The sequence below is a fragment of the Aquimarina sp. AU474 genome (assembly GCF_900312815.1).
In the GTDB taxonomy this organism is placed as follows: domain Bacteria; phylum Bacteroidota; class Bacteroidia; order Flavobacteriales; family Flavobacteriaceae; genus Aquimarina.
On record NZ_OMPE01000008.1, the window covers coordinates 281,497 to 306,178 of the forward strand.

Here is a 24,682-nt window from a genome sequence, read left to right on the forward strand (position 1 = left end):
TCGAATAATTAAAATCATACAAAATTATGAAAAAAAAACCATCAGGGGTTTTCTTGTCCAGAAAACATCTAATAAGAATTATGAAAATTTATTCTTTACTCATTTTTATAACCATTTCGAAGCTATTTTCATACAATACGTATTCTCAGAATATTTCTGTTTCTTTGAATGAAGTCACTTTACAGACGGCAATCAAGGAAATCGAAGAAAAAAGTGAATATAGTTTTTTCTATAATAACAGTTTAATAGACATTTCAAAAAAAGTGTCTCTTACTGTTAGCAACGAAAAAGTACGAAGAGTATTGAATGGATTATTTGCCGATACTAACATTGGTTTTAAGATATATAAAAACCAAATAGTGCTATTTCCTAGAGATGTTAGAGCATCAGAACAAGCATTTAAAAACTTGTTAAGCTACATACAGGAGAATGCAGAAAAATCTATTAAAAGAACCGCCATACCAGATAATTTTAGTTTTGCTCAAAATCGTATTAAAGGTATAGTTACAGGGCAGGATGGGTTACCTTTACCTGGAGTTAATGTTTTGGTTAAAGGAACAAATAAAGGCGCTTTAACAGATTTTGATGGAAATTATGATTTAGCAGCCAATCCAGGAGATGTATTAGTGTTTTCCTATGTTGGTTTTGTAACTCAAGAGATTATTGCCACTAATAATCAGCTCAATGTTACTTTAGAAGAAGATGTAAGTACCCTAGATGAAGTTGTAGTGGTTGCTTATGGTACCGCTAGTAGATCATCTATAGTTGGTTCTGTTACACAAATAGAATCCGAAGATATTGAAAGAAGACCAGTTACCAATGTTCTAACCGTTCTTGATGGTGCAGCCGCAGGGGTTAAAATCACTCCGGCTAACGGTCAACCTGGATCGAGTCCAGCTATTCGTGTAAGAGGTTTTGGTTCTATTAACGCTTCTAATAGCCCTTTAATAGTTGTAGATGGGGTCGAATTTGTAGGGCAGTTTTCTAGCCTTAACCCAAATGATATTGCAAATGTTAGTATTCTTAAAGATGCAGCCTCTACCTCACTTTATGGTAGTAGAGCGGCAAATGGTGTTGTTATTATTACAACAAAAAAAGGAAAAAAAGGAAAAGACACATTTACGCTAGATATCAGTCAAGGTGTTAGTACAAGAAGTATTGGAGAATATGAAAGAGTGAACCCAGCTCAGTATTATCAAGTAATGTGGGAAGCACTAAGGAATGGTCTTTCTGTATCTGGTAGCACGCCTTTAGACGAAGCTAATCAACAAGCTAGTGATGAGATATTTGATGAATTAGGTATTAACCCTTTTAATGTTGCTAATGATCAAATTGTTTTAACAGATGGCTCAATTAACCCAGCGGCTCAGTTACGATATGATGATTTGGATTGGCAAGATCCTTTGGTACGCACAGGGTATAGATCTAATTTAAGTTTTTCATATGGTGGGGCTAGCGAAACTACGGATTACTTTGCATCATTAAGTTACTTAGAAGAAGATGGGTATATAATTAATTCTGATTTTCAAAGAATTACTGGACGTGTTAATGTTAATAGTCAATTAACTAAGAATTTTAAAACTGGTATTAATTTATCGGTTGCCTCGTCTGAATCTAATAATGCGAATGACGGAGGTAATAACAGTTTGGTAAATCCTTTTAGAACTACAAGGTTAATTGCTTCTATATATCCAGTGTTCTTACATGATGCTGATACAGGAGAATTTATATTAGATGATAATGGGGATAGACAATTTGATAGTAGTAATAGTAGAGTAGGAAGCTCTGCTGGTAGAAATGTAATTCAAGAAACAATATTAAATAAAGATTCTGATAAAATATTTTCGGTTAATGCCAGGACTTATGCAGAATTTAAATTCTTAAATGATTTTACTTTTACTCTTAATGCCGCATTAGATAAGCGATTTTTTAGCAATGTAGAATTTAATAATCCTATTGTTGGTGATGGTGCTCCTGATGGAGTGGCAGAAAAAGATGAAATAACCAATACTACAATAAACTATAACCAGTTACTACGCTACAATAAGTCTTTTGATGATCATGGAATAACAGTATTACTTGGTCATGAAAGTTTTGATACCGAAAGAAACTTTTTTACTGCTAATAGAAGAGGGCAAGTTGTAGATGGTAATATCGAGTTGATTAACTTTACGACTACTCAAGATGTAGAATCTAATACCAGAAGATTAACCAGAGAAGGGTATTTTGGTAGTTTTAATTATGATTTTAGAAATACATACTATTTATCGGGGTCTTATAGAAGAGATGCTTCATCGAGATTTAATGATAGTAATAGATGGGGAGATTTCTTTTCTATTGGTGCTTCCTGGAGACTTGATCAGGAAAGCTTTATAAGTGATATAGATTGGATCAATGCTTTTAAAGTAAGAGCGTCTTATGGTGAAGTAGGTAATGATAACCTACTTGATGCCGCAGGTGTTAGTGATTTTTACATAAGTCAGGGATTATTTGATCTTGGTTTTAACAATCAATTAGAAGGGGGAGTTCTAGCTGGAACTACAGGAAACCCGGATATTACATGGGAGACTAATATACAGTCTGATGCAGCGTTAGAATTTGGATTTTTTAATAATAGAATTTCAGGAACAATAGAATATTATAGAAGAGAATCCAAGGATTTATTATTCTTAGTGCCAATTCCAACGGCTTCAGGTTTAGATTCAAGGCCTGATAATATTGGTGATATGGTTAATAATGGTTGGGAGTTTGATCTTAATTTAGGGATCATAAAAACCACTAATTTTAATTGGAACTTAAATATTAATGCTGCAACTATCTCTAATGAAATTACAAAACTTCCTCAAGAAGAAATCATTAATGGAACAAAAAAGTTAGTTGTTGGAGGTGATATTTTTGCATATTGGTTAAGAGATTGGTATGGAGTTGATCCTGATGATGGTTCTGGATTGTTTATTCTGGACCCAGATCTCGGTGCAATTGGAGACGGTGATGTACGAACTACCGCCGATGGAACCGTCGTAACTACAAATCAAAATAAAGCACAATTTGATTTTACAGGTACTGCAATTCCTGATGTGTTTGGAGCTTTCACGAATAATTTTAGATATAAAAATTTTGATTTAGGATTTACATTCACGTATCAATTGGGCGGAGAAACATATGATTCTAATTATCAAAATCTAATGCACTCTGGGAGTTATGGAGTCGCTTTAAGCACGGATATACTTAATCGCTGGCAGCAACCGGGAGATATTACTGATGTACCCAGGTTAGATGCTAATCAAACTGCCGCATTTGGAGCGGCATCAGATAGATGGTTGATTAAATCAGATTTCCTAGCACTACGACAAATAAGCATGGCTTATAATTTCAATAAAGATTTAGCAAATAAATTGGGACTTGCAGGTGCAAAAGTATATATGAGCGGAGAAAACATTTTTGTTATAAACGAAAGAAAAGGTTTGGAGCCTGGTCAACGATTTAATGGTACCACTTCAAATAGATTTTCTCCATCTAGACTTATTTCGTTAGGGTTTAACGTAACATTTTAAAAAAGAAATTATGAAAATATCTAAAAAATTATTGGTATTCATTCTAATTCTTACCAATATAATTATTACTTCTTGCTCAGAGGATTTCTTAGAAGAAACGCCTACAGAATCGGTGTCAACCGATGAAGCAACAGCTACCACGGCAAATTTGTTCTCCGTAATTAACGGTATCCATAGATCGCTATATATTCGGTACGGTTCTCAAGGAAGAACTGGAGTAGGAGCGCTTATTTTACAAAATGAAGTATTAGGAGACGATTTTGTAATGACATCAAGAGCTAATGGCTGGTTTATTAATGCCTATAGATGGAATGATCATACCAATGCTACCGATGCAGACGATTTATTTCCGTTTAGAACATATTATAGAATTATTAGAAATGCTAATACTGTTATTAACGGTGCGGATAATGCTGTAGGACCTGATGCAGATCGAAATGCGGCCAAAGGGCAAGCATTAGTATATAGAGCTTGGGCGCATTTTCAATTGGTTCAATTATATGGAATTAGATATCAATCCGGAACTGATAACGCTCAGTTAGGTGTACCTATAGCCGTAAATACAGAAATAGAACCTTTACCACGAGCATCAGTAGAAGCAGTATATGAACAGGTAAATCAGGATATAGATGAGGCTATTATTCTTCTAGATGGATATGGTAGACCAAATAGATCACATTTAGATCAAAGTGTAGCTCAAGGATTAAAGGCTAGAGTTGCCTTAGTACAAGGCAATTATAGTATTGCAGCTAATTTTGCAGAACAAGCTAGAGCAGGATATACATTAATGTCTGCAGATGACTATTTTAATAATTTTAGTGATTACGAAAGTGAAGAGTGGATGTGGGGAAGTCGTATTGTAGAAGACCAAAGTGATACGTTTGGTAATTTTGGAGCTTTTATTTCTCGAAACTTCAGTTCATCGAATATTAGAGGAAATCCTAAAGCCATTAATAGTACTTTATATAATACAATTCCTGATACAGATGTGCGTAAGCCATTGTTTGATCCTTCTGGAGACCATGATGTATTACCTCCTGGCATAGAAATTTCGTCGAGACATCGTAAAAGACCCTTTACTAGTCAAAAATTTATTGCGGCCGGCACAGGGGATAGTAGAATGGATGTACCTTATATGAGAGTGTCAGAAATGTACTTAATAGAAGCAGAGGCCAAGGCTCGTTTAAATGATGCTACGGCAGCAAACGTGCTCTTAGAGTATGGAGTTGTAAGAGATCCATCATATACTCTATCTACCAATACAGGAACTGCTTTGGTAGATGAAATTTTATTACAACGACGTTGGGAGTTATGGGGTGAAGGCTTTAGATTCTATGATTTAAAAAGAACTAATGCTCCTTTAAATAGAAACGGAGCCAATCATACATCTTCGTTGGCAGTAATATTTGATGTGCCAGCAGGGGATAATAGATGGCAATGGTTGATACCACAGAGGGCATTGGATGCCAATCCTCTTTTAAGGCAAAATCCATTATAAGACATATCATATTCTTACTAAACGAATATGATGTTTATTTACAGTTAGCCAAAATAAGCTTGGTTACTACAAAACCAAGCTTATTCTAATTGTAAGATGATAGTTAATATAATTTTACATTGATTTATATAGAACCAGAGATCACTTTTAAGATACTCCAAAGTGAATCCTGATTAAATTACATAAGAAATATGATAATATGTGCTATACGTTTCATTATATATATTAGTTTTACTAAGGTAAATGAAAATATTTATAATGCCTTGATACATAATAGGTAATGTGATAACGTTGTGATCAAATTAAATATTTTCAAAACACCTTTATGAATGAAATTAATTATTATGGGGCAAATTAAGTTATTCTTTCTCTTGTTTTTGTGTGCAATATCTCTCTCTGCACAAAAGAAAACACTTACACATCAGGATTATGATCTGTGGAAATCAATAAGTGACGTTAAAATTTCGAACAATGGAAGGCTAATAGTTTCTACGATCCTAACTTCCACTAAAAAGGGAGATGGATATGTTGAGATATATAATACGGAAACGAAACAGAAATTCACTTTTTTTAATGGATATGATACATCAATATCTTTAAATGAAGATTTTGTGATTCTAAAAAAGAAACCAAAATATGAATCTATTAGGAAAGAAAAGAAGGCGAAAATTAAAAAAGAAAACCTCTCCAAGGATGCATTGTTTATTTATAATGTAAAAAATAATGCTATTCATGATTCTATTCTAAGAGTTAAAAGCTATAAAATTCCAGAAGAATACAATGATTGGATGGTTGTCGAAAATTTTAAAAATTTTAAGAAATCAGATGAAAAGAATGGTGTAGAGCAAGAATCTAATGAAAAATTTATGCCTAAATCATATCAACAAAATTATGCTTTGGTTTATAATTTCAAAACAAAACAAAAAGACACAATTCTGCAAATAAAGGAGTATGCGATTCCTAAAAAAGGAAAAAAATTCTATTACAGTACTACAAGTAAAGCGTTGAAAAAGGACAGTGAAAAAGATAAAAAAGGTAAAGCAAGGGATATAGGAGTATATGTATATGATTTTCTATCTGGATCAAGAAAAACAATTGATAGTAGTAAATATATCTATGACAAGCTAATAACGAATCATGAAGGGGATGAATTGGCCTTTGTGTCTGCCAAAGATTCTACATCGGTAGATTCATTAAAATTTGAGTTGTATAATTATCATAAGGGTACATTATACAACCGTATAGGAATTTTGGACAAAAACTTAAGGAGTAATTGGCAGCTTTGCGGTAAACAATCTTTGAATTTTTCGGAAGATGGAAAAAGACTTTATTTTCGTACGAAACCCAAGATTAAATATGATAAAGATACTACACTGCTAGATGAAGAAATACCAGCTGTTGATGTTTGGAACTGGAAAGATAAAATGATTCAACCAGAACAAAAATCAAAATTTGAAGAACTTAATAAAAAAGCTTATGCTTCTTATTTTGATATTGATAGGGATGTATATGTGCATCTTCAAGATAAAAACATTGATTATTTGATTTTTGATAAAAATAAAAATCAAAAATATATACTTGGTGTTACAAGTTCTCCTTATGATGTAAAACGATCATGGGATTATCCACAAACCAAAGATTTTTATAGAATAAATACAAATACGGGAGATAAGAAATTAGTGCTTCAAAATAAAGCTTTATTACCATATTTATCACCTGATGGAGTATATGCTTTATATTTTGACATTCATGAGCAACATTGGTTTTCGCTTCATTTAGAAACGCTCAAAAAAACAAACCTAACAAAAGATCTTAAAGAGGTGTTTTACGATGAAGATGATGATAGACCAGCATTGCCTTCTCCTTATGGTTTTGGTGGTTTTGATAAAAAAGGAAATACTTTACTTTATGATAAGTATGACATTTGGAAAGTAGCACTAACCGGAAAAGAAAAAGCCGTAAATATTACGAAAAATGGTAGAGAAAGCAATATTGAGTATAGAACTCAACGATTAGATCCAGAAAACGAATATCAAGCTTCGTATTTGGAAGGAGGGTTATTAATTACAGGTTTTGACAAGATTAATAAATCTTCTGGATTGTATGTATTAAAGAATCAGAAATTAAATGAAAAAATAAAACCAGGGATGTTTTTAATTAACCGTTATAACAAGGCAAAGAATGCTGAGGTATACACGTATAGAAAACAAAATTTTAATACATACCCCGATATTTATTTTACAAATGATAATTTTAAAAATGCTGTAAAAATTACAGACGCTAATCCTCAACAAAAGGAATTTAAGTGGGGTACAGCAGAACTTTTTTCTTGGAATGCATATGATGGTGAAAAAATGGAAGGTATTATTTACAAACCAGAAAATTTTGATCCTTCAAAAAAGTACCCTTTGATTACATATTTCTACGAAAAACGATCAGATGCATATCGACAGTACTCATCTCCGCAACCAAGTGCTTCTATCGTTAACCCTTCTTATTTAGTTAGTAATGAGTATATTATGTTTGTTCCTGATATTGTTTATCAAGAAGGTAAGCCAGGTCCTAGCGCATATAATTGTATTGTTTCGGGTGTAGAGGCGTTAGAAGAATTGGGCTATATAGATTCTAAAAATATGGCGTTACAAGGACAAAGTTGGGGAGGATATCAGGTGGCATATTTGATAACCGTAACAAATAAATTTAAAGCGGCTATGGCCGGTGCTCCAGTAAGTAATATGACTTCTGCATATGGAGGGATACGATGGAAATCGGGATTAAGTAGAGCTTTTCAATATGAAAAAACACAGAGTCGAATCGGTAAAAACCTTTGGGATGGATTCGATTTGTATATTGAAAATTCTCCTTTATTTGGTATACCTAAAATAGAGACACCATTACTTATGATGCATAACGATAAGGACGGCGCAGTGCCTTATTATCAGGGAATAGAAATGTTCATGGGGATGAGAAGGTTACAAAAGCCCGTTTGGTTGCTTGTATATAATGATGAAGAACATAACCTTAGAAAAGTAAAAAACAAACAAGACCTTTCTATAAGAATGATGCAATTTTTTGATCATTATTTAAAAGATGCACCAGCTCCAGAGTGGATGACTAAAGGAGTCCCAAGAACCCAAAAAGGAAAAGATTTTGGGTATGGCACTGATAAATAGTAATGCACACTTATGAATAGAAAACGATCTAAATTGCTAGTCATTATTGGTTTTATAAATTTTTTCTTTGGGTACACTCAAGATAAACCAGAAGTTACAAAAGAATATGCTAATGAAATATCTACCATAATAAAAAGTAAAGCTGTGCAGTTGGCTATGAATACTATCGATTCGTTAGATGAACAGACCATTGATAATATGGTAATGCTAACTGAAATCCCTGCTCCACCTTTTGGAGAAACAAAAAGAGCAGAGAAGTTTAAAGACTTGTTCATTGCATCCAAAGTAGATAGTGTATGGATGGATAGTGAAGGTAATGTATTGGCATTGCGAAAAGGGGAAAAAAGAAACAAATTGGTGGTTTTAGACGCACATATGGATACCGTTTTTCCTCAAGAAACCGATGTAAGCGTTAAAAAAGAAGGAAATACATATACTGCTCCCGGAATTGGTGATAATACTCGTGGTATGGCAATGTTAATAGCGGTTCTAGATGGAATGAATAAAGCTTCTATTAAAACAGATGCAGATATTGTTTTTGTTGGTACGGTTGGAGAGGAAGGATTAGGAGATCTTAGAGGTGTGAAACATTTGTTTAGCGCAAATTCAGATATTAAAATAGATTCTTGGATTTCTATTGATGGAGGAGGAGTTGGTAGAATAATTAATGGGGGATTAGGGTCTAAAAGATATAAAGCTGTTTTTAAAGGAAAAGGAGGTCATTCGTGGGGAGCTTTTGGGTTAGCTAATCCACATCATGCCCTAGGGAATGCTATTACGCTTTTTGTTGAAGAAGCTACAAAGTATACGCAGATAAAAGGACCAAAAACATCATTTAATATTGGGAGAATAGGAGGAGGAACCTCTGTAAATTCTATTCCTTTTGAGTCATGGATGGAAGTAGATATGAGATCACTTAGTCCTAAAAGATTATTGGAAATAGATAGTATTTTTAAGAGAAGCATGAAAAATGCTGAAATAAAGTACAATTCTTCGGGGGTTGAAAATAAAGTTACTCTTGAAATTATACCAATAGGAGATAGACCTTCGGGAACATTAGATAAAAATACACCTTTAGTACAGCGTGCTATTTCGGTAACGTCATTTTTTAATATCCAACCAAAATTGAGTACTGGTTCTACGAATAGTAATATCCCAATAGCCAAAAATATTCCTGCAATCACAATTAGTAGAGGAGGTAAAGGAAAAGGGGCTCATTCATTACATGAGAGTTGGACAAATATCAACGGAACCGAAAGTATAAAAATGGCATTGCTAATCACTCTGGCTGAAGCGGGACTAGCACAATAATTTTCCCAAATTTATAATTTCAAATTACTCGAAGTCACTTTTAAGGTTAGGATAATAATGAGAATTTTACTCGCAGGGTTTATCAATAACTATATTATCCATTTTTTTCCATATAGAGTGATCCGGTGATTGAGGAGATAGATTAAATTTTGCAAGATGTTTCTTTGCAAGGTCACAAAATTCATAATTAACTATGATGTTTAAGGTAACGTCTTTTTTTGTTATAAATGCATCGTAGGTAATTACTTTGCCTATATAAATAGAATCATTTATTTTTTCGAAAAAAGCTTTAGAAGGATTAATTTCTTTTTGAGATTCGGTACTCATTTCATGTATCATACTCATCAAACCGTCGAAATAAGTTTCCATTTCAGATTCTAATTTTTTAGTTGATAGTTTAGGGTTTTCATTTGTTTCCCACAAAAAAGTATATGAAAAATAGTCTTTTGCATTCTCTGTACCCCATCCCGGAGCGAAACGTACGTATTCTGTACCAGAATATTTTAAAGAAGGAGCGAATTTTAATGGAAATTTAATAATTTCGCCCCGCCAATTATCTGGTGCCAATAAATGATTTTTGGAAGAATTATTTGTCGTACATTTAATAAAAATTATTAAAATAAGAAAAAAAGGTACGGTTTTTGCAAATTTCATTTTTGAAGTATTATTTTAATAATAAAAGTACAAAATTGGATTGTTATATAATTTTCCTAAATTTGTGTTAAAGTAAATTGGAATACAAAACCTACAAAATGAAGTATTATAGAATATTTTTACTATTGTTCTTTTTCGTAAGTCAGATCGCCCCAGCCCAATCTGAACAAGATCGATTAGAAGCAGAGATTATTAATGTCGAACGAGGCATAGTGGCCAAATTAACTGGTCATGAACCTATTAAGGGTAAGAAAAAATTATCAAGTAGATCAAGTAAGTCAGAAAGAAAAATCACAGCAGATTTTCTTTTCAATTCTTTAAAGGATATAGGACTTGATGCTGAAAAAGACACATATAATGTGCAAGATAAAAAAGGAACTCAGTATGCAGGGATAAATGTATATGCAGAAATTCCCGCTACAACTGATAATGACGAATGGGTAATTATTTGTGCACATTATGATACCGTAGAAAACAGCCCTGGTGCTGTGCATAATGCAACGGGTGTTGCCATTGCATATTATGTTGCTAAAAAAATTGCAGAACTCGAATCACGAAATAAAAATTTTATGATCGTCTTCTTTGATCATTGGAAAAGCAATATGATTGGTACTAGAATGTTTACCAAAAAATTGCAAAAGGAAGGTTACAATGTTCACTCTATGCATAGATCAGATTATATGGGATGGGATAATGACGAAGATCGTGCAATCGAATTGTTAGCTTCTAATATTAGTTTAGAATCTCTTTATAGAATAGAATCTCCTGTGCCGGTATATAAAAGAACAGTGGCAACGCCAGAAAGCAGGTTCTTTTCTAATTTTGGTTATGATACAGTAACATTAACAGCAGAACTTAAAAATGCTGATAACTCTCCGTTTGTTCGTCAGAGTGAGGATAAGTATACAACGGTAAACTTTAAATATTTAGCTTCTACTACAGAAATTACATATAAAGTAATGAAGGCATTAGCTAAGTAATAAGTCGCACACAAAATAATTTTATTTAAAAGAGTTTTTGTTACTTTAACAAAAACTCTTTTAAATTTTCATAACTATCAATAGCAATACTCTTCTTCTTTTTATTTATTATCTTTTGTATTTGAGAAGGTATTTCTACTGTAGTATCAATAGTTTCTTCTACTGTATCTAAAAACTTAACAGGATGTGCAGTCTCTAGAAATATTCCATAATCAGAACCATTTAGCCCTTTCTTTTTTAATCCTAAATATCCAACTGCTCCATGAGGATCTGTAATATAACCAGTATCACTGTATACTTTTTGCATAGCATCTTTTGTTTGCGTATCATTAAAACTATATGCAGAGAAAGAGGTTTTTAGTTCTTCAAAATTATTATTAAATAGTTTTTGAATTCGTATAAAATTGCTGGGATTACCTACATCCATTGCGTTAGAGATTGTAGCTTTAGAGGGTTTCGGGTTATACTCTGAAGTTTTAAGATATCTTACAACAGTATCATTAATATTTGTAGAAGCTATAAAATGTTTTACAGGTAGCCCTAGTTTATGTGCTACAATACCGGCACATATGTTACCGAAGTTGCCACTTGGCACCGAAAAAGTGATGTCTTTTCCTTTATGTTTTACTTGTTTGTAAGCGAATAAGAAATAGAATAATTGAGGAAGCCATCTCGCAATATTAATCGAATTTGCAGATGTTAATTGTTTGAAATCTGTAATGCTTTTATCCAAAAATGCTGTTTTCACCATTTCCTGGCAATCATCAAAAACACCATCTACCTCTAGTGCTGTGATATTTTGACCAAGAGTGGTTAGTTGTTTTTCTTGAATAGCACTTACTTTACCAGTTGGATAAAGAATAACCACATCAACTCCTTTTACTCCCAAGAAACCATTGGCTACAGCACCGCCTGTATCACCAGAAGTTGCCACAAGAACGGTTACATGATTTTCATTTTCTCTGTTAAAATATCCAAGACAACGTGCCATAAAACGGGCTCCTACATCTTTAAAAGCCATCGTAGGGCCATGAAACAATTCTAAACTTGCAATATTTTCTTCAATTTCTATAACAGGGAAATCAAAACTTAAAACATCCTCTAAAATATCTTTTAACTCGACCTCGGGGATTTCATCCCCAACAAATTGTTGAATGGCTTGATATGCTATTTCTACATTATCTAAGTTTTCGATATTCTCGAAAAATGATTGCGGCAAAGAAGTTATTTCTTCGGGAAAGTATAAGCCTCGATCTGGAGCTAGTCCCTTTATAACAGCATCTTCGAAAGTTACTTTTGGTGCGTTATTGTTTAAACTATAATAGTTCATTATTCTATATTGTTATTTGTATTAGACGACAGCAGAAAATTCTATTTCTACTAATATTTCTGGAGATATTAATTTTGATACTTCTACCATTGTGGTTACAGGTCTAATATTAGCAAAAAATTCGCCATGGGCCTTACCAATCTGTTCCCATTGTGAAATATTGGTGCAATACATTCTGGTTCGTATAACATTAGATAAATTCGCACCAAGTTCTTTTAATGCTTTTTCCGCAATTTTAATGATCTCAACGGTTTGTTCATATTCATTAGCACCTTGTGCTGTTGTTCCTGATACCTCTATTACATCTCCAACTTTAACTGCTCTAGAATACCCAACAATATCTTCCCAAGGGGCTCCAGTAGATATTTTACTTGTTTTTTTCATTTTACGGATTGATTAGTTTAATACCTTGATTATTAATTGGTGATACGTGAATATCAAAATCTAACCCAGTTTTGATGTATACGCTTCGTATGGCTTCAGATACAATTTTTGCAGTTTCTGTACCTTTGCTAAGCGCAAAGATAGATGGGCCAGAGCCTGAAATACCACACCCTAAAGCTCCTTTGGCCATTGCGATTTCTTTTACAGCTTTAAATTCTGGAATTAATATGGATCGTAAAGGTTCTATAATTACATCTTCAAGACTTCTACCAATGAGATCATAATTTTCGGTAAATAAACCGGCAACAAGTCCTCCAACATTACCCCATTGCTGAATTGCTTTTTTTAATGCAACATTTTGTTTGATTACAGATCTAGAATCTGAAGTTTTTACTTCAATTTGAGGATGAATAACAGTCATCACTAAATCCTTTGGGGAATGTAATTTGATAACATCCAAAGGATCATAACTACGCACCAAAGTAAAACCACCAAGAAGGGCAGGAGCTACATTATCTGCATGGGCATTGCCACTCGCTAATTTTTCACCTTCCATTGCGAAAGACACTAAATCGTGAGGAGTAAACGGCTCGTCTAGCAAATGATTTACTGCCCAAACTGCTCCGGCACTACTGGCAGCACTACTGCCAATACCGCTACCGGCTTTAATCTTTTTGTAGATTTCTATATGCACACCAACCATTTTATCATAAGCTTTTAGTAAAGCTTCTACAGCAACTCCGGCAACATTCTTGTGCGTTTCTAAAGGAAGGTCAGCCCCTTCAATTTTCGTGATTTTTACTCCAGGTTCAGAAACAAGAGAAATGTTCATTTCATCTCCTACATTATCCAGACAACATCCTAAAACATCAAACCCACATGAAAGGTTGGCGACTGTTGCAGGAGCGAATATTTTGATACTTTTAATCATGTTTTTTATTTTTTACCAATTCTGATAATATCTGCAAAAATACCAGAAGCAGTAACATCTGCTCCAGCACCCGCGCCTTTTACGATTAATGGTTGTTGTGAATATCTATCTGTATAAAAAAGCACAATATTATCACTACCTTCTAGGTTATAGAAAGGATGATCCGATGGGATAAATTGTAATCCTACTTTTGCTTTTTCGTTTTCATATTGAGCTACATATTTTAAACGACATTCTTTTTGGGTGGCTGTCGTAAGAATTTTTTTAAAATGTTCTTCATGTTCATTCAAAGAAGTGAAGAAATCTTCAACCGAATTGGTTTCTAAACTTTCTTTGGGTAAAAATGCATCATTTTCGATAGCGGTAAGTTCCATTTTTTTTCCGCTTTCTCTGGCAAGAATTAAAATTTTACGGGCGACATCTATACCACTAAGATCTATTTTGGGATCTGGTTCTGTATATCCTTCTTGTTGCGCTTGTTTCACAATATCATGAAAAGTAACGTTTTCATTATAGTTATTAAAAACAAAATTTAAACTACCGGATAAAACGGCTTGTATTTTATGAATATTATCTCCAGAAGCGATTAAATTATTAAGCGTATCAATAATGGGCAAACCCGCTCCTACATTAGTTTCATATAAAAAGGAAGCATTGAATTTTCGAGATAAATCTTGCAACTCTTCATAGTTAACATATTCATCTGCACAGGCAATTTTATTACAGGTTACTACAGCCATGCTTTCTGCTAAGTAGTGTTTATATACTTGGGCAATATCTGGATTGGCAGTATTATCAACAAATATAGAATTACGAAGATTCATTTCTTTAGCTTTTTTAAAAAAGTCTTCTGCATTTGCTTCGATGCCTTGGGATAGATTTTCGTTCCAAGAATCTAGATCAATACCATTTTCATTAAACACCATTTTTCTGGAGTTAGATAAGCCAACTACTCGAATTTTTAATCGTAGTTTATCTTTAAGGTACATCTTTTGCTGATCTAGTTGTTCTAATAACTTACTACCAACATTACCAACACCAGTTATAAATAAATTTAATTGTTTTGTTTTGACTTCAAAAAAGCGTTCATGTAGCGTGTTTAATGCCTTTTTTATATCTTTTTTCTCAATTACAACAGAAATATTCTTTTCTGATGCTCCTTGGGCGATGGCTCTAATGTTTACGTTATTTTTACCAAGCGTGCTAAACATTTTACCACTTAATCCTTGATGATGATACATATTATCACCAACCAAGGCTACTATAGCAACATCATTCTCAATTTTTACTGGATCCAGTTTATTTTTCGAAATTTCAAATTCGAATATAGCATCCAGAGTAGCTTTTGCTTTTTCTGCTTCAGAAGCTTCAACAGCTAAACAAATAGAATGCTCAGATGAGGCTTGAGTAATTAAAATTACATTTATACTTTCTACAAAAAGGGCTTCGAATAAGCGTTTGGAAAACCCTGGTATCCCAACCATACCGCTTCCCTCGAGAGAAATAATTGCAATACTATCGATATGACTTATACCCGTTACAGGCTTTTGTCTATCATCTACTTTTCTAGTTATAAGTGTGCCATGATCTAAAGGCTCGAATGTATTCTTAATTACAATCGGAATATTCTTATCTAATACTGGATGTATAGTTGGTGGATAAATTACTTTTGCACCAAAATGCGAAAGCTCCATAGCTTCTTGATAAGAAATATGCGATACAGGTTTAGCTTGTTTTACTAATCTAGGATTGGCGGTATACATACCACTTACATCAGTCCAAATTTGCAGCTCATCAGCATCTATTGCAGATGCCAATATAGCAGCTGTAAAATCAGAGCCACCTCTTCCTAATGTTGTTGGTTCACCGTCTAGAGTTCTTGCAACAAAACCAGGAAAAAGTACAATTTTATGATTGTTATTATCAGCAAATTCCTGTATTCTTTTATTAGTTTCCACATAATTAACAGCAATCTTAGAGTTCACCGTTTTTATTATAATATCCCGAGAGTCCTTTAATACGATATCAAGTCCTTTTACTTTAGCTGCTTCCGAGATGATATAAGATGATAGTATTTCTCCAAAACTGGCTATAACTGCAGCAGTTTTTTCGGATAGCTCACTAAGAAGGTAAACTCCTTCACAAAGAGATTCTAGTGTATTTAATTTAGATTTAACCTTACTGATTATAGCACTCTGAGACACTACTGGAATAAGCTCTTTTACAGCTTCTAAGTGTCGTTTTTCTATTTCAGCGAGAATATTTTTGTAATTTTCGTTGTTTGATGAAGCCTCTTCGCCAGCTTGTAATAATAGATCTGTTATTCCTCCCATAGCAGATACAACTACATAAAGGGATTTTTTTTCTGATTGTTTTTGTATAATAGCTATTACATGTTCAACAGTAGATGCATTAGCGACAGAAGAACCTCCAAATTTTAGAACGTTCATGATATATTTTTTATATGAAATTAATGGTAAAGTTTGTTTTCGGTAGTTCTTATTTTTGAACTACGTACTTATTCTGGTGGTGATATATGATACATTAACCCCTAAGGGTAATAATAGTACCTGTAATAGTAGTAGTCTCGGCAACGATAATCGTTCCTGAGAAAATAAATAAAGCTAAGATTAAAATGGTACTAAACATTAGTTTGCTCTAAATTACATGGTTCAAATGTATAATTTTTTAGTTTTAGAGAAAATTAATTGAGCACTATTCTTAAACTTTTGTTATTTCAATAATATTGATCTAGTTTCGTTGTAAGATTCTCAAAAAAAAAGTTGAAACCTGTCTTATGAAAATATTTTCTGCAGAACAAATGCGAACAGCGGATGAAGTAACGATGAAATCCGAAAAAATTACCTCTATAGAATTAATGGAACGCGCAGCGTCTCAGATTTTTAATCGTATTCATGCAAGATTACAAGGAGCACCTATTCTTATTCATGTATTTTGCGGAATAGGGAATAACGGAGGAGATGGTTTAGTAATCTCTAGATTGTTACTTGAGCATGGATACAATGTAAAAACATATATTGTAAATTTTAGCGAGAACAGGTCCAAAGATTTTTTAATAAACTATGACCGTCTTAAAGAAATTTCAAAAGAATGGCCAGTACAACTTAAATCTAAAGATGATATACCAGTTATTCAATATCAGGATATGGTTATTGACGCCATTTTTGGAATAGGTCTTAATAGACCATTAGTGCCTTGGGTGGTTTCACTTATTAAACATATTAATAATGCAAGATGTTTTACCCTCTCAGTAGATATTCCTTCGGGATTATATGATACAAAAAAACCAGATGATTGGGAAGGTGTCATTTTCGCTGATGTTACTGTAACTTTTCAATTACCCAAATTACTATTCTTTTTACCCCAAACAGGTGGATACACCAAAGATGTAGAAGTTATTGATATTGGATTGGATCGAGAATTTTTGCAACAAACTTCGGGGGTTGCAGAGTTAATTCATAAAAATGAAGTAAAACCATTATATCGCCCTAGGCATAAGTATAGTCATAAAGGTACATATGGGCATGCTGTATTAATTGGCGGTAGTTATGGTAAAATGGGAAGTGTGGTATTAGCAACAAAAGCTGCTTTAAGAATAGGAGCGGGTCTTACTACGGCTTATATACCAGAATGTGGATATGAAATATTACAAACCGCTGTTCCTGAGGCTATGGTTATTGCCGATGAAGATGATCAAATAGTTAAGGTCGATCTTGATTTCGAACCATCGGCGGTAGGAATAGGAATAGGTTTAGGTACACATGAAAATACAATAAAAGCTTTCGAGTTGTTTTTGAAAGAGAATAAAGCACCGCTTGTTATTGATGCTGATGGTATTAATATTTTAGCGAAGCACTCAGAATTTTTAGATAATCTTCCTTTGCAAACGGTACTAACACCACATCCTAAAGAATTAGAAAGATTAATTGGTAAATGGGAGGATGATTTTGATAAAATAGAAAAAACAAAAGCATTTTCTAAAAAATATGGTTGTGTAGTTATTATTAAAGGAGCTAATTCTATTACGGTATATGAAGATCAATTATATGTGAATAATTCGGGTAATCCAGGAATGGCGACTGCAGGTAGCGGTGATGTATTAACAGGAATGATTACAGGCTTATTATCACAAGGATATGATCCTATTCGCGCGTCGGTCTTTGGGTCGTATTTGCATGGTAGTGCAGGGGATATTAGTGCGCAAAAAACCAGTTTTGAAGGATTGATAGCAGGAGATATTGTTAATAATATAGGTCAGGCATTCTTAGAGTTGTTTAAAAGTGATCACCCAAATGAACCTCAAGCCTAAAATATGTACTCCGCAGTTAAAAATAATGTGAACTATTTGTACAATTTTGTTGTTGTTTTCTAGTTATTTGTCATGATGACAATACGTTTCGAATTCTAACTTAAAAAGCAAAATGATGAATAGAAAAATTTTAATGTTTACGGTATTGATAGTAAGCATATTTGCTGTATCGTGTTCTAGTGATGATGGACCTCCCGTTGCTAATTTACAATTAGAAACCATTGGTTTAAAAGCGCTTACTGGAGGGTCCTCATACCAGGGATGGCTTATAGTAAATGGAGTAGCTAAGGCAACTGCAAAGTTTACTGATCCAGCAGGAACAGTAAATTTAGAAGTACTTAAATCTGACCTTGAGGATGCTACACAATTTGTTTTAACTGTAGAACCTTTTGGTGATATTGATAATTTACCTTCAGATGCTAAAATACTAACGGGTAATTTTAACGGAACATCTGCTCAACTCGGTTTTGAGTCTGTAGTTGCTGATCTTTCGATTACATCTGGTCAATTTTTCCTGGCAACACCAACCGATGATGTAGCAGATAATGATGAGTTTGGAGTTTGGTTTATGAATGGACTTACGGCTCCAGGATTAGCACTTCCGGACCTTGGTAGTGGTTGGAAATATGAAGGATGGGTAGATTTTGGAACCAAAATACTTTCTACAGGTACTTTTTCTAAAGTTGATGTTACGGATGATGGTAACTTTTTTAAAGGATCAGGAGGAACTGTTCCTGATTTTCCTGGAGAAGATTTTCTGGTTATCCCTAGCCAGATTCCTTTAACAGGGATTACTCTCCCTGCTGCGGTAACAAGTCGAAGGGTTTTTATTACTGTTGAGCCTTATTTGGATAATGATCCAGCACCGTTTTTTATCGAACCACTTAGTGCTACGGCAGGAATTACAACAGGACCAGGTAATCCTGTAATGATGACCTCTAATACTGCGGTGCCATCTGGTAGAGCGACAAGACCGAGTATGTAAAGCAAGAAATCAATATATATACCTAAAACCCTGCAATACTGTAGGGTTTTATTTTTGCTCAAATGATAAAAGGAAAAAACCTTTAAATAATTCCTTTATATTATTTTTCTCCGTTTCTGAAAGTGGGTTATTATCTAATATTAACCCAGCTAGAGGATATTTTTCTGTGTGGTAATCTTTTGGTATCGTCTCAATGTTATTGTTGTTTATATGGACCATTAGTAAAGAAGGCATTTTGGTAAAAACAGCAGGAAGTTCTTTAAAAGAGTTATATCCAGCATGGATAACCCAAGTTTTCATCGAATTCATTTCTAGTGGTAATTCTTTTAACTTATTATGATCAATGTACAAAAAGCGTATTTGACTTATTTTCCCAATACTTTTTGGTAGTGTAACCAGTTCATTATGATCAATCCACAATGAATATAAATTAGGAAGTTTACTTATGATCTCATAATTTTGATTAGTAGCTAAGTTATTATACGATAGATTAAGATCTTTTAAAGATTGTATGTGGCTGAAATTTGCAGGTAAAACCTCAATATTATTTCCCTTCAAATTCAAAAATTCAATAGGAAGGTTTTTTATTTGATTAACCATCGATTCAATATCCAAATCGGGGTTATGGGCTAGAGATAATTGTTTTAAACCTGAAAATTGATGTATGGATTTGGGAAGAACTTCTATCGCTAAACTGTCTAATATTAATATTTCTATGCTTTTGTAAGGGATAAGTTGCTCAAATACTTTGTGTACATTTAATTTTGGATTATTACTTAGATTGACCATCCTTAAATTCTTTACTGCAGACAAATCAGGTAAAACGGTTAAATTTTGGTTGCTTAAATCTAGTCTATGAATCTTAGAGGAGGTTTTGTCGATAGATGTAAATGTCTCACTATAAAAATTGGTGTATGTGCTACAACTAGTAGTAGTGGTTATCAAAATTAATAGTAAAGAATATGGTATTAATCGCTTAATCATCATGTACTTCTTTTAAAAAACTATTTCCTGAGATTTCGAGGTAAATTTTATCTTTTGTTTTAACTTTCCAAGGAAAACGAGGATTAAGCCCTAAACCATCATGTAAGATATTTTGTATATATGCTCCAGCTTTTTGACTGTTTACTCCTAATTTTAAATTAATAGCATAATTGTCCTCTTGATAGGTTCCATACCCGTATATATTACCATAAAAAAGATCTTGGATAGGAGGTAAGGTATACCAAACATTTTTTCGGCCATCATCAGAATTAATGGGGTTTCTAGGGGATTTACTATAATTTGGCCTTGGTGTAAAAAGATCAAGACCAAACCCTAATTGATATGCTGTGTGCAGATCTTGTATTTTGGCAAACCCAATGTCTAATGAGCCTGTAACACCATAATCTGTACCAGATCCATTAAACCAACCTATTTTAAAATCATTTAAGAAAGCTAAATGTAAATTATGATCTGCATTACTAAAGCGCATTATCAAAGCCCCTCTTTTAAGTCCGTAAGATTTTAATGATTTTGGCAAATAGTCTTTGCTAAACCCAAATCCAAGTCCATTAAATCCACCTTTACCTTTTGGATTGAATATAATTGATGTGTTTGCATTAGACACAGACGAACCTAACAGGTTACTATTCTTACCAATACCGCCCAGTGCAAAAAACTCATATGAATATCCTAATCCAGATATTTTTACTGTATGCCGCTTTAAAAATTGATAAGAGGCAAATGACAAACCACTTTCTACAGATATATCACCATAATTTAAAGTTCCAAAACCGAATATTCCCAGTTTTAACCATTGATTTTGATTCCCCAAAGCAATTTGAGCTTTGAGAAGGAGGCCACCATTTGCATTCAGTTTCTGAGAAGAAACGGTACAACATAAGAATAAAGTTAACAAAGTAAATATTCTTAAGATTTGTTTTTCCATCTTATCTTCTAGGGTGAAAATTATTCATTACTTCACTTAAATGGCTTCTATCGATATGCATATATATTTCTGTAGTCGTAATACTCTCGTGACCTAACATGAGCTGTATAGCCCTTAAATCTGCGCCATTTTCTAATAGATGGGTGGCAAAAGAATGCCTAAAGGTATGTGGACTCACCGTTTTATGGATTCCTGCTTTTTCAACCAAACGCTTGATAATTGTAAAAATCATGGCTCTGGTTAATTGTCTTCCTCTACGATTTAAAAATAAAGTGTCTTCATGGCCTTTTTTAATATCTAAATGATTTCGTATTTCATTTTGATAGATATCGATATATTTTTGAGTGGTTTCTCCAATAGGTACAAAGCGTTGTTTATCACCTTTTCCCGTTACGCTAATATAGCCTTCATCAAAAAAGAGGTTAGAGAGCTTTAATTCGGTTAGCTCACTCACTCTTAAACCACAACCATAAAGGGTTTCAATAATAGCACGATTTCTTTCCCCTTCGGGTTTGCCAAGATCTATTTGAGCTATGATTTCATCTATTTCATCAACAGATAATGTGTCAGGTAATTTTCTTCCGATTTTAGGAGATTCGATTAGCTCCATAGGATTAGACTCCCTGTAATCCTCAAAAACCAAATAATTAAAAAAACTTTTAAGTCCAGAAATAATTCTAGATTGGGATCTTGCATTAACCAATTTAGCGGTCTCGAATACGAACAATTGAAGCGTTTCTTTTTCGATTGATAGAGGAGAAGTTTCAATATTAGAACTTTCTAAAAAGCTAAGTAATCTTTTTAGATCAAGAACATAATTCACTATCGAGTTATCGGATAGTCCTCTTTCAATTTTCAAATAATGTTCATAATCTTTTATGGCATGTTTCCATTTCATTAATACTAATATAAAAAGAATAACCATCTAGACTAACAAGAATGACCTTTATCATAAATATTTTTTTGCATGAGGATTATATAAGCCATAATAGACAAAGAAATATATTAGAATCAGAGTATTTGATTATTAAATAATGGGTAAAGGAGGGCTTCATTTCAAATGCGGGTATTATTTGTGGCATAACGTTTGATAAATGTGTTCTCATAAAAACTTAAACAAACAATTATTATGAAAAAATTTTTAGTATTTGTCGTATTGGCTTCAGTTAGTTTTGTAGCAAAAGCTCAAGAAGAATCTATCCGTTTTGGGGCAAAAGCCGGGGTTAATTTTGCTACTGTAAAAGGGGACAGCCAAAATGTGGATAGTAGAACTGGTTTCCACGTTGGAGCACTTGCCGAAATACCAATCACTGAAAAATTCGCTTTTCAACCTGAATTACTGTATTCATCACAAGGAACTCAAATTGATGTAACTGATTTTGAGTCTAAAACGAAGTTAGATTACCTTAATATCCCATTAATGGCAAAGTATTATGTAGCTCAAGGACTTAGTCTTCAAGCTGGACCACAAATTGGGTTTTTGTTATCTGCAAATGCTGAAGGGGAGGATTCTGGTCAATCATTTGATCAAGATCTTAAAGATGAATTAAGTAGTTTTGATTTTGGACTTAATTTTGGAGCAGGATATCAACTAGATATGGGTGTTTTCTTTGACGCGCGCTATAACTTGGGGATATCAAATGTCTTTGACGAAGATACTGCCGAAGGTGATAACGTACAAAATTCTGTATTTCAATTCTCTGTTGGATACAAGTTTTAATATATACTCTCTTTAAGAGGTGAAAGAAGCGTTTTGGACATCACCAAAACGCTTCTTTAGTTTAGAGAACTCTTTATTATTAAAAAAATAAAAGTATTTTTGAGTTGTTATTCCCAATTACTATGAAGAAACTTAATGTACTACTTATTGGATTGATCACAGCTACCTTTTCTTTAAACGCTCAAGATGATAACCCATTATTTACTCGAGCTGGTTTTAAAGCAGGTTTAAACTATGCAAATGTTACAGGAGATATTGAAGATACTGATGCTAGAATTCGAATGCATCTTGGAGCTGTGATAGAATTTCCTATTTCTCAACAAATATATATACAAGCAGAAGTACTTTATTCTGCGCAAGGATATACTTTTGATGAAAATGGTGAAGAAAACAAAATAAGCTTAAACTATTTGGCGTTACCAATTATTTCAAAATTCTATTTCGGGAATCATTTTAGTTTAGAGACGGGACCTCGCTTTGCTACTTTGGCGAATGCTAGTGAGTCTGCAGATGATACTCCCGATGAATTTTTTGATTCTTTTCAAGATTTTGATTTTGGATGGATATTTGGCGCAGGGTATAAATTAGAAAGTGGTTTGTTTTTTCAATTACATTATAACTTAGGAATAAGTAACATTATAAATACAGATATTATTGACATATCGAGCAATAACTCTTTGGCTCAATTATCAGTTGGTTATTTATTTAAAACAAAGAATAATAGAAGACAAGAACCAGCAATACAAGAATGAAACTAATAATAATAAATGGCCCAAATTTAAATTTACTTGGCAAGAGAGAGCCAGGTATATACGGGAGTCAAACTTTTGAAGAATATTTTAAAGAGTTGGAAAATCGATTTTCTAATTTAGAATTATCATACTTTCAATCTAATATTGAAGGAGAATTAATTACAAAACTTCAAAACGCAGATGTCTCTTTTGATGGAGTAATTCTTAATGCTGGCGCTTATACGCACACGTCTATTGGTATTGGTGATGCAATAAAAGCAATACAAACGTCAGTAGTAGAAGTACATATATCAAATACCTTTGGTAGAGAAGAGTTTAGACATCAATCTTATATTTCGCCAAATGCTAAGGGTGTAATTCTCGGTTTTGGTTTACAAAGTTATGAATTAGCAATACAAAGTTTCTTAAATCCTGATGCATAAAACATATTTTAACTGGAGTAGCGGAAAAGACTCGTCTTTGGCCTTGTATTATGCGCTCCAACAAAAAGAATTTGATATATCTAGATTGATAACTACGGTTAATCAAGAGTATAAAAGAGTATCCATGCATGGACTAAGAGAGGAACTCTTGGATCTTCAGGCGATTAATATTGGTATTCTACATCAAAAAATACAATTTCCGGCACAAGTTTCTATGGACTCTTATAATGAGACTATGAAAAGGGCTGTGCTAGAATTAAAGGAAGAAGGATATACGCATTGCATTTTTGGAGATATTTTTTTAGAAGATTTAAGAACGTATCGCGAAAAACAATTAGAGATAGTTAATATTAAAGCTTCTTTTCCGCTTTGGAAAAGAGACACAAAAGAATTATTGTTAGAATTCTTGGATTTGGGTTTTAAGGCTATTACGGTATGTGTAAATGCTAAATACTTGGATGAAAATTTTTGCGGAAGATTATTAGATAAACAGTTTCTTGAGGATTTGCCATCTAATGTAGATCCTTGTGGAGAAAATGGAGAGTTTCATACATTTGTTTTTGATGGGCCGATATTTACAAACCCGATTGATTTTGAGATAGGAGAGAAGGTGCTTAGGGGTTATGAACCATCACAAAATGATGATGATGATTGTTTTGTTGATGATAAAGAAAAAAAATGGGATACTGCATTTTGGTATTGTGATTTGATTCCCAAAAAATAATAAA

At 33.3% G+C, this 24,682-nt stretch carries 19 protein-coding genes; 11 read left to right on the forward strand and 8 right to left on the reverse strand.

The features are described 5' to 3' along the window. The first annotated feature begins 26 nt into the window (after positions 1-26). The 4 genes from DK508_RS11060 (at position 27) to DK508_RS11075 (ending at position 9,536) form a co-directional block, all read left to right on the forward strand. Complete coding sequence (locus DK508_RS11060) at positions 27-3,554, forward strand: SusC/RagA family TonB-linked outer membrane protein (RefSeq protein ID WP_235016374.1); 3,528 nt, start codon at positions 27-29, stop codon at positions 3,552-3,554. A gap of 10 nt (positions 3,555-3,564) precedes the next feature. Then, on the forward strand, positions 3,565-5,052 hold the full coding sequence (locus DK508_RS11065) for a RagB/SusD family nutrient uptake outer membrane protein (protein ID WP_109300825.1): 1,488 nt from the start codon (positions 3,565-3,567) through the stop codon (positions 5,050-5,052). Positions 5,053-5,381: 329 nt separating this feature from the next. Further along, entirely contained in the window at positions 5,382-8,225 is a 2,844-nt protein-coding gene (locus DK508_RS11070) for a S9 family peptidase (protein ID WP_109300826.1), read from the forward strand. A gap of 12 nt (positions 8,226-8,237) precedes the next feature. Then, entirely contained in the window at positions 8,238-9,536 is a 1,299-nt protein-coding gene (locus tag DK508_RS11075) for a M20/M25/M40 family metallo-hydrolase (RefSeq protein ID WP_109300827.1), read from the forward strand. Between the two features lie 66 nt (positions 9,537-9,602). On the opposite strand, the gene DK508_RS11080 is transcribed toward DK508_RS11075, so the two are convergent. Further along, complete coding sequence (locus DK508_RS11080; protein ID WP_160114654.1) at positions 9,603-10,103, reverse strand: hypothetical protein; 501 nt, start codon at positions 10,101-10,103, stop codon at positions 9,603-9,605. A gap of 185 nt (positions 10,104-10,288) precedes the next feature. On the opposite strand from DK508_RS11080, the gene DK508_RS11085 reads away from it, so the two are divergent. Then, a complete protein-coding gene (locus DK508_RS11085; protein ID WP_109300829.1) occupies positions 10,289-11,170 on the forward strand; it encodes a M28 family metallopeptidase in 882 nt (293 codons plus the stop codon). A gap of 40 nt (positions 11,171-11,210) precedes the next feature. Here the strand turns inward: DK508_RS11085 and thrC are convergent, their stop codons facing one another. From thrC to thrA, 4 genes are read right to left on the reverse strand one after another with little or no spacing between them, the layout of a single operon-like run. Then, entirely contained in the window at positions 11,211-12,500 is a 1,290-nt protein-coding gene (gene thrC / locus DK508_RS11090) for a threonine synthase (protein ID WP_109300830.1), read from the reverse strand. Between the two features lie 21 nt (positions 12,501-12,521). Continuing rightward, positions 12,522-12,884, reverse strand: a complete 363-nt coding sequence (locus tag DK508_RS11095; protein WP_109300831.1) for a RidA family protein — start codon at positions 12,882-12,884, stop codon at positions 12,522-12,524. 1 nt (position 12,885) lies between these two features. After that, positions 12,886-13,815 (reverse strand): homoserine kinase, encoded by a 930-nt coding sequence (locus DK508_RS11100; RefSeq protein WP_109300832.1) that lies wholly within the window; start codon positions 13,813-13,815, stop codon positions 12,886-12,888. Between the two features lie 5 nt (positions 13,816-13,820). Beyond that, positions 13,821-16,265 carry a bifunctional aspartate kinase/homoserine dehydrogenase I gene (gene thrA / locus DK508_RS11105; RefSeq protein WP_109300833.1) on the reverse strand — a complete coding sequence of 815 codons (2,445 nt, stop codon included), beginning with the start codon at positions 16,263-16,265 and terminating at the stop codon, positions 13,821-13,823. Between the two features lie 347 nt (positions 16,266-16,612). Between thrA and DK508_RS11110 the strand changes: the two genes are divergently transcribed. Together DK508_RS11110 and DK508_RS11115 are read left to right on the forward strand one after the other, a co-directional pair. After that, the gene (locus DK508_RS11110) at positions 16,613-18,145 is read left to right on the forward strand and encodes an NAD(P)H-hydrate dehydratase (RefSeq protein ID WP_109300834.1); all 1,533 of its coding nucleotides are present in this window, start codon (positions 16,613-16,615) and stop codon (positions 18,143-18,145) included. Between the two features lie 115 nt (positions 18,146-18,260). Continuing rightward, a complete protein-coding gene (locus DK508_RS11115; RefSeq protein ID WP_109300835.1) occupies positions 18,261-19,130 on the forward strand; it encodes an anti-sigma factor in 870 nt (289 codons plus the stop codon). A 48-nt stretch (positions 19,131-19,178) separates the two neighbouring features. Here the strand turns inward: DK508_RS11115 and DK508_RS11120 are convergent, their stop codons facing one another. From DK508_RS11120 to xerD, 3 genes are read right to left on the reverse strand one after another with little or no spacing between them, the layout of a single operon-like run. After that, positions 19,179-20,117, reverse strand: coding sequence for a leucine-rich repeat domain-containing protein (locus DK508_RS11120; RefSeq protein WP_160114655.1), 939 nt, complete (start codon positions 20,115-20,117; stop codon positions 19,179-19,181). Next, a complete protein-coding gene (locus DK508_RS11125) occupies positions 20,107-21,060 on the reverse strand; it encodes a hypothetical protein (RefSeq protein WP_109300837.1) in 954 nt (317 codons plus the stop codon). The genes DK508_RS11120 and DK508_RS11125 overlap by 11 nt, the downstream gene beginning before the upstream one ends. Position 21,061: 1 nt before the next feature. Further along, positions 21,062-21,958, reverse strand: a complete 897-nt coding sequence (xerD, locus tag DK508_RS11130; protein ID WP_109300838.1) for a site-specific tyrosine recombinase XerD — start codon at positions 21,956-21,958, stop codon at positions 21,062-21,064. Positions 21,959-22,189: 231 nt separating this feature from the next. Between xerD and DK508_RS11135 the strand changes: the two genes are divergently transcribed. The 4 genes from DK508_RS11135 to DK508_RS11150 all read left to right on the forward strand — a co-directional run bounded on the left by DK508_RS11135 (position 22,190) and on the right by DK508_RS11150 (position 24,678). Continuing rightward, the gene (locus DK508_RS11135) at positions 22,190-22,780 is read left to right on the forward strand and encodes a porin family protein (protein WP_109300839.1); all 591 of its coding nucleotides are present in this window, start codon (positions 22,190-22,192) and stop codon (positions 22,778-22,780) included. 122 nt (positions 22,781-22,902) lie between these two features. Further along, positions 22,903-23,532 carry a porin family protein gene (locus tag DK508_RS11140; RefSeq protein ID WP_109300840.1) on the forward strand — a complete coding sequence of 210 codons (630 nt, stop codon included), beginning with the start codon at positions 22,903-22,905 and terminating at the stop codon, positions 23,530-23,532. Further along, the gene (gene aroQ / locus DK508_RS11145) at positions 23,529-23,954 is read left to right on the forward strand and encodes a type II 3-dehydroquinate dehydratase (RefSeq protein WP_109300841.1); all 426 of its coding nucleotides are present in this window, start codon (positions 23,529-23,531) and stop codon (positions 23,952-23,954) included. Before DK508_RS11140 ends, aroQ begins: the two co-directional genes overlap by 4 nt. After that, the gene (locus DK508_RS11150; protein WP_109300842.1) at positions 23,947-24,678 is read left to right on the forward strand and encodes a diphthine--ammonia ligase; all 732 of its coding nucleotides are present in this window, start codon (positions 23,947-23,949) and stop codon (positions 24,676-24,678) included. The genes aroQ and DK508_RS11150 overlap by 8 nt, the downstream gene beginning before the upstream one ends. Positions 24,679-24,682 lie beyond the last annotated feature (4 nt).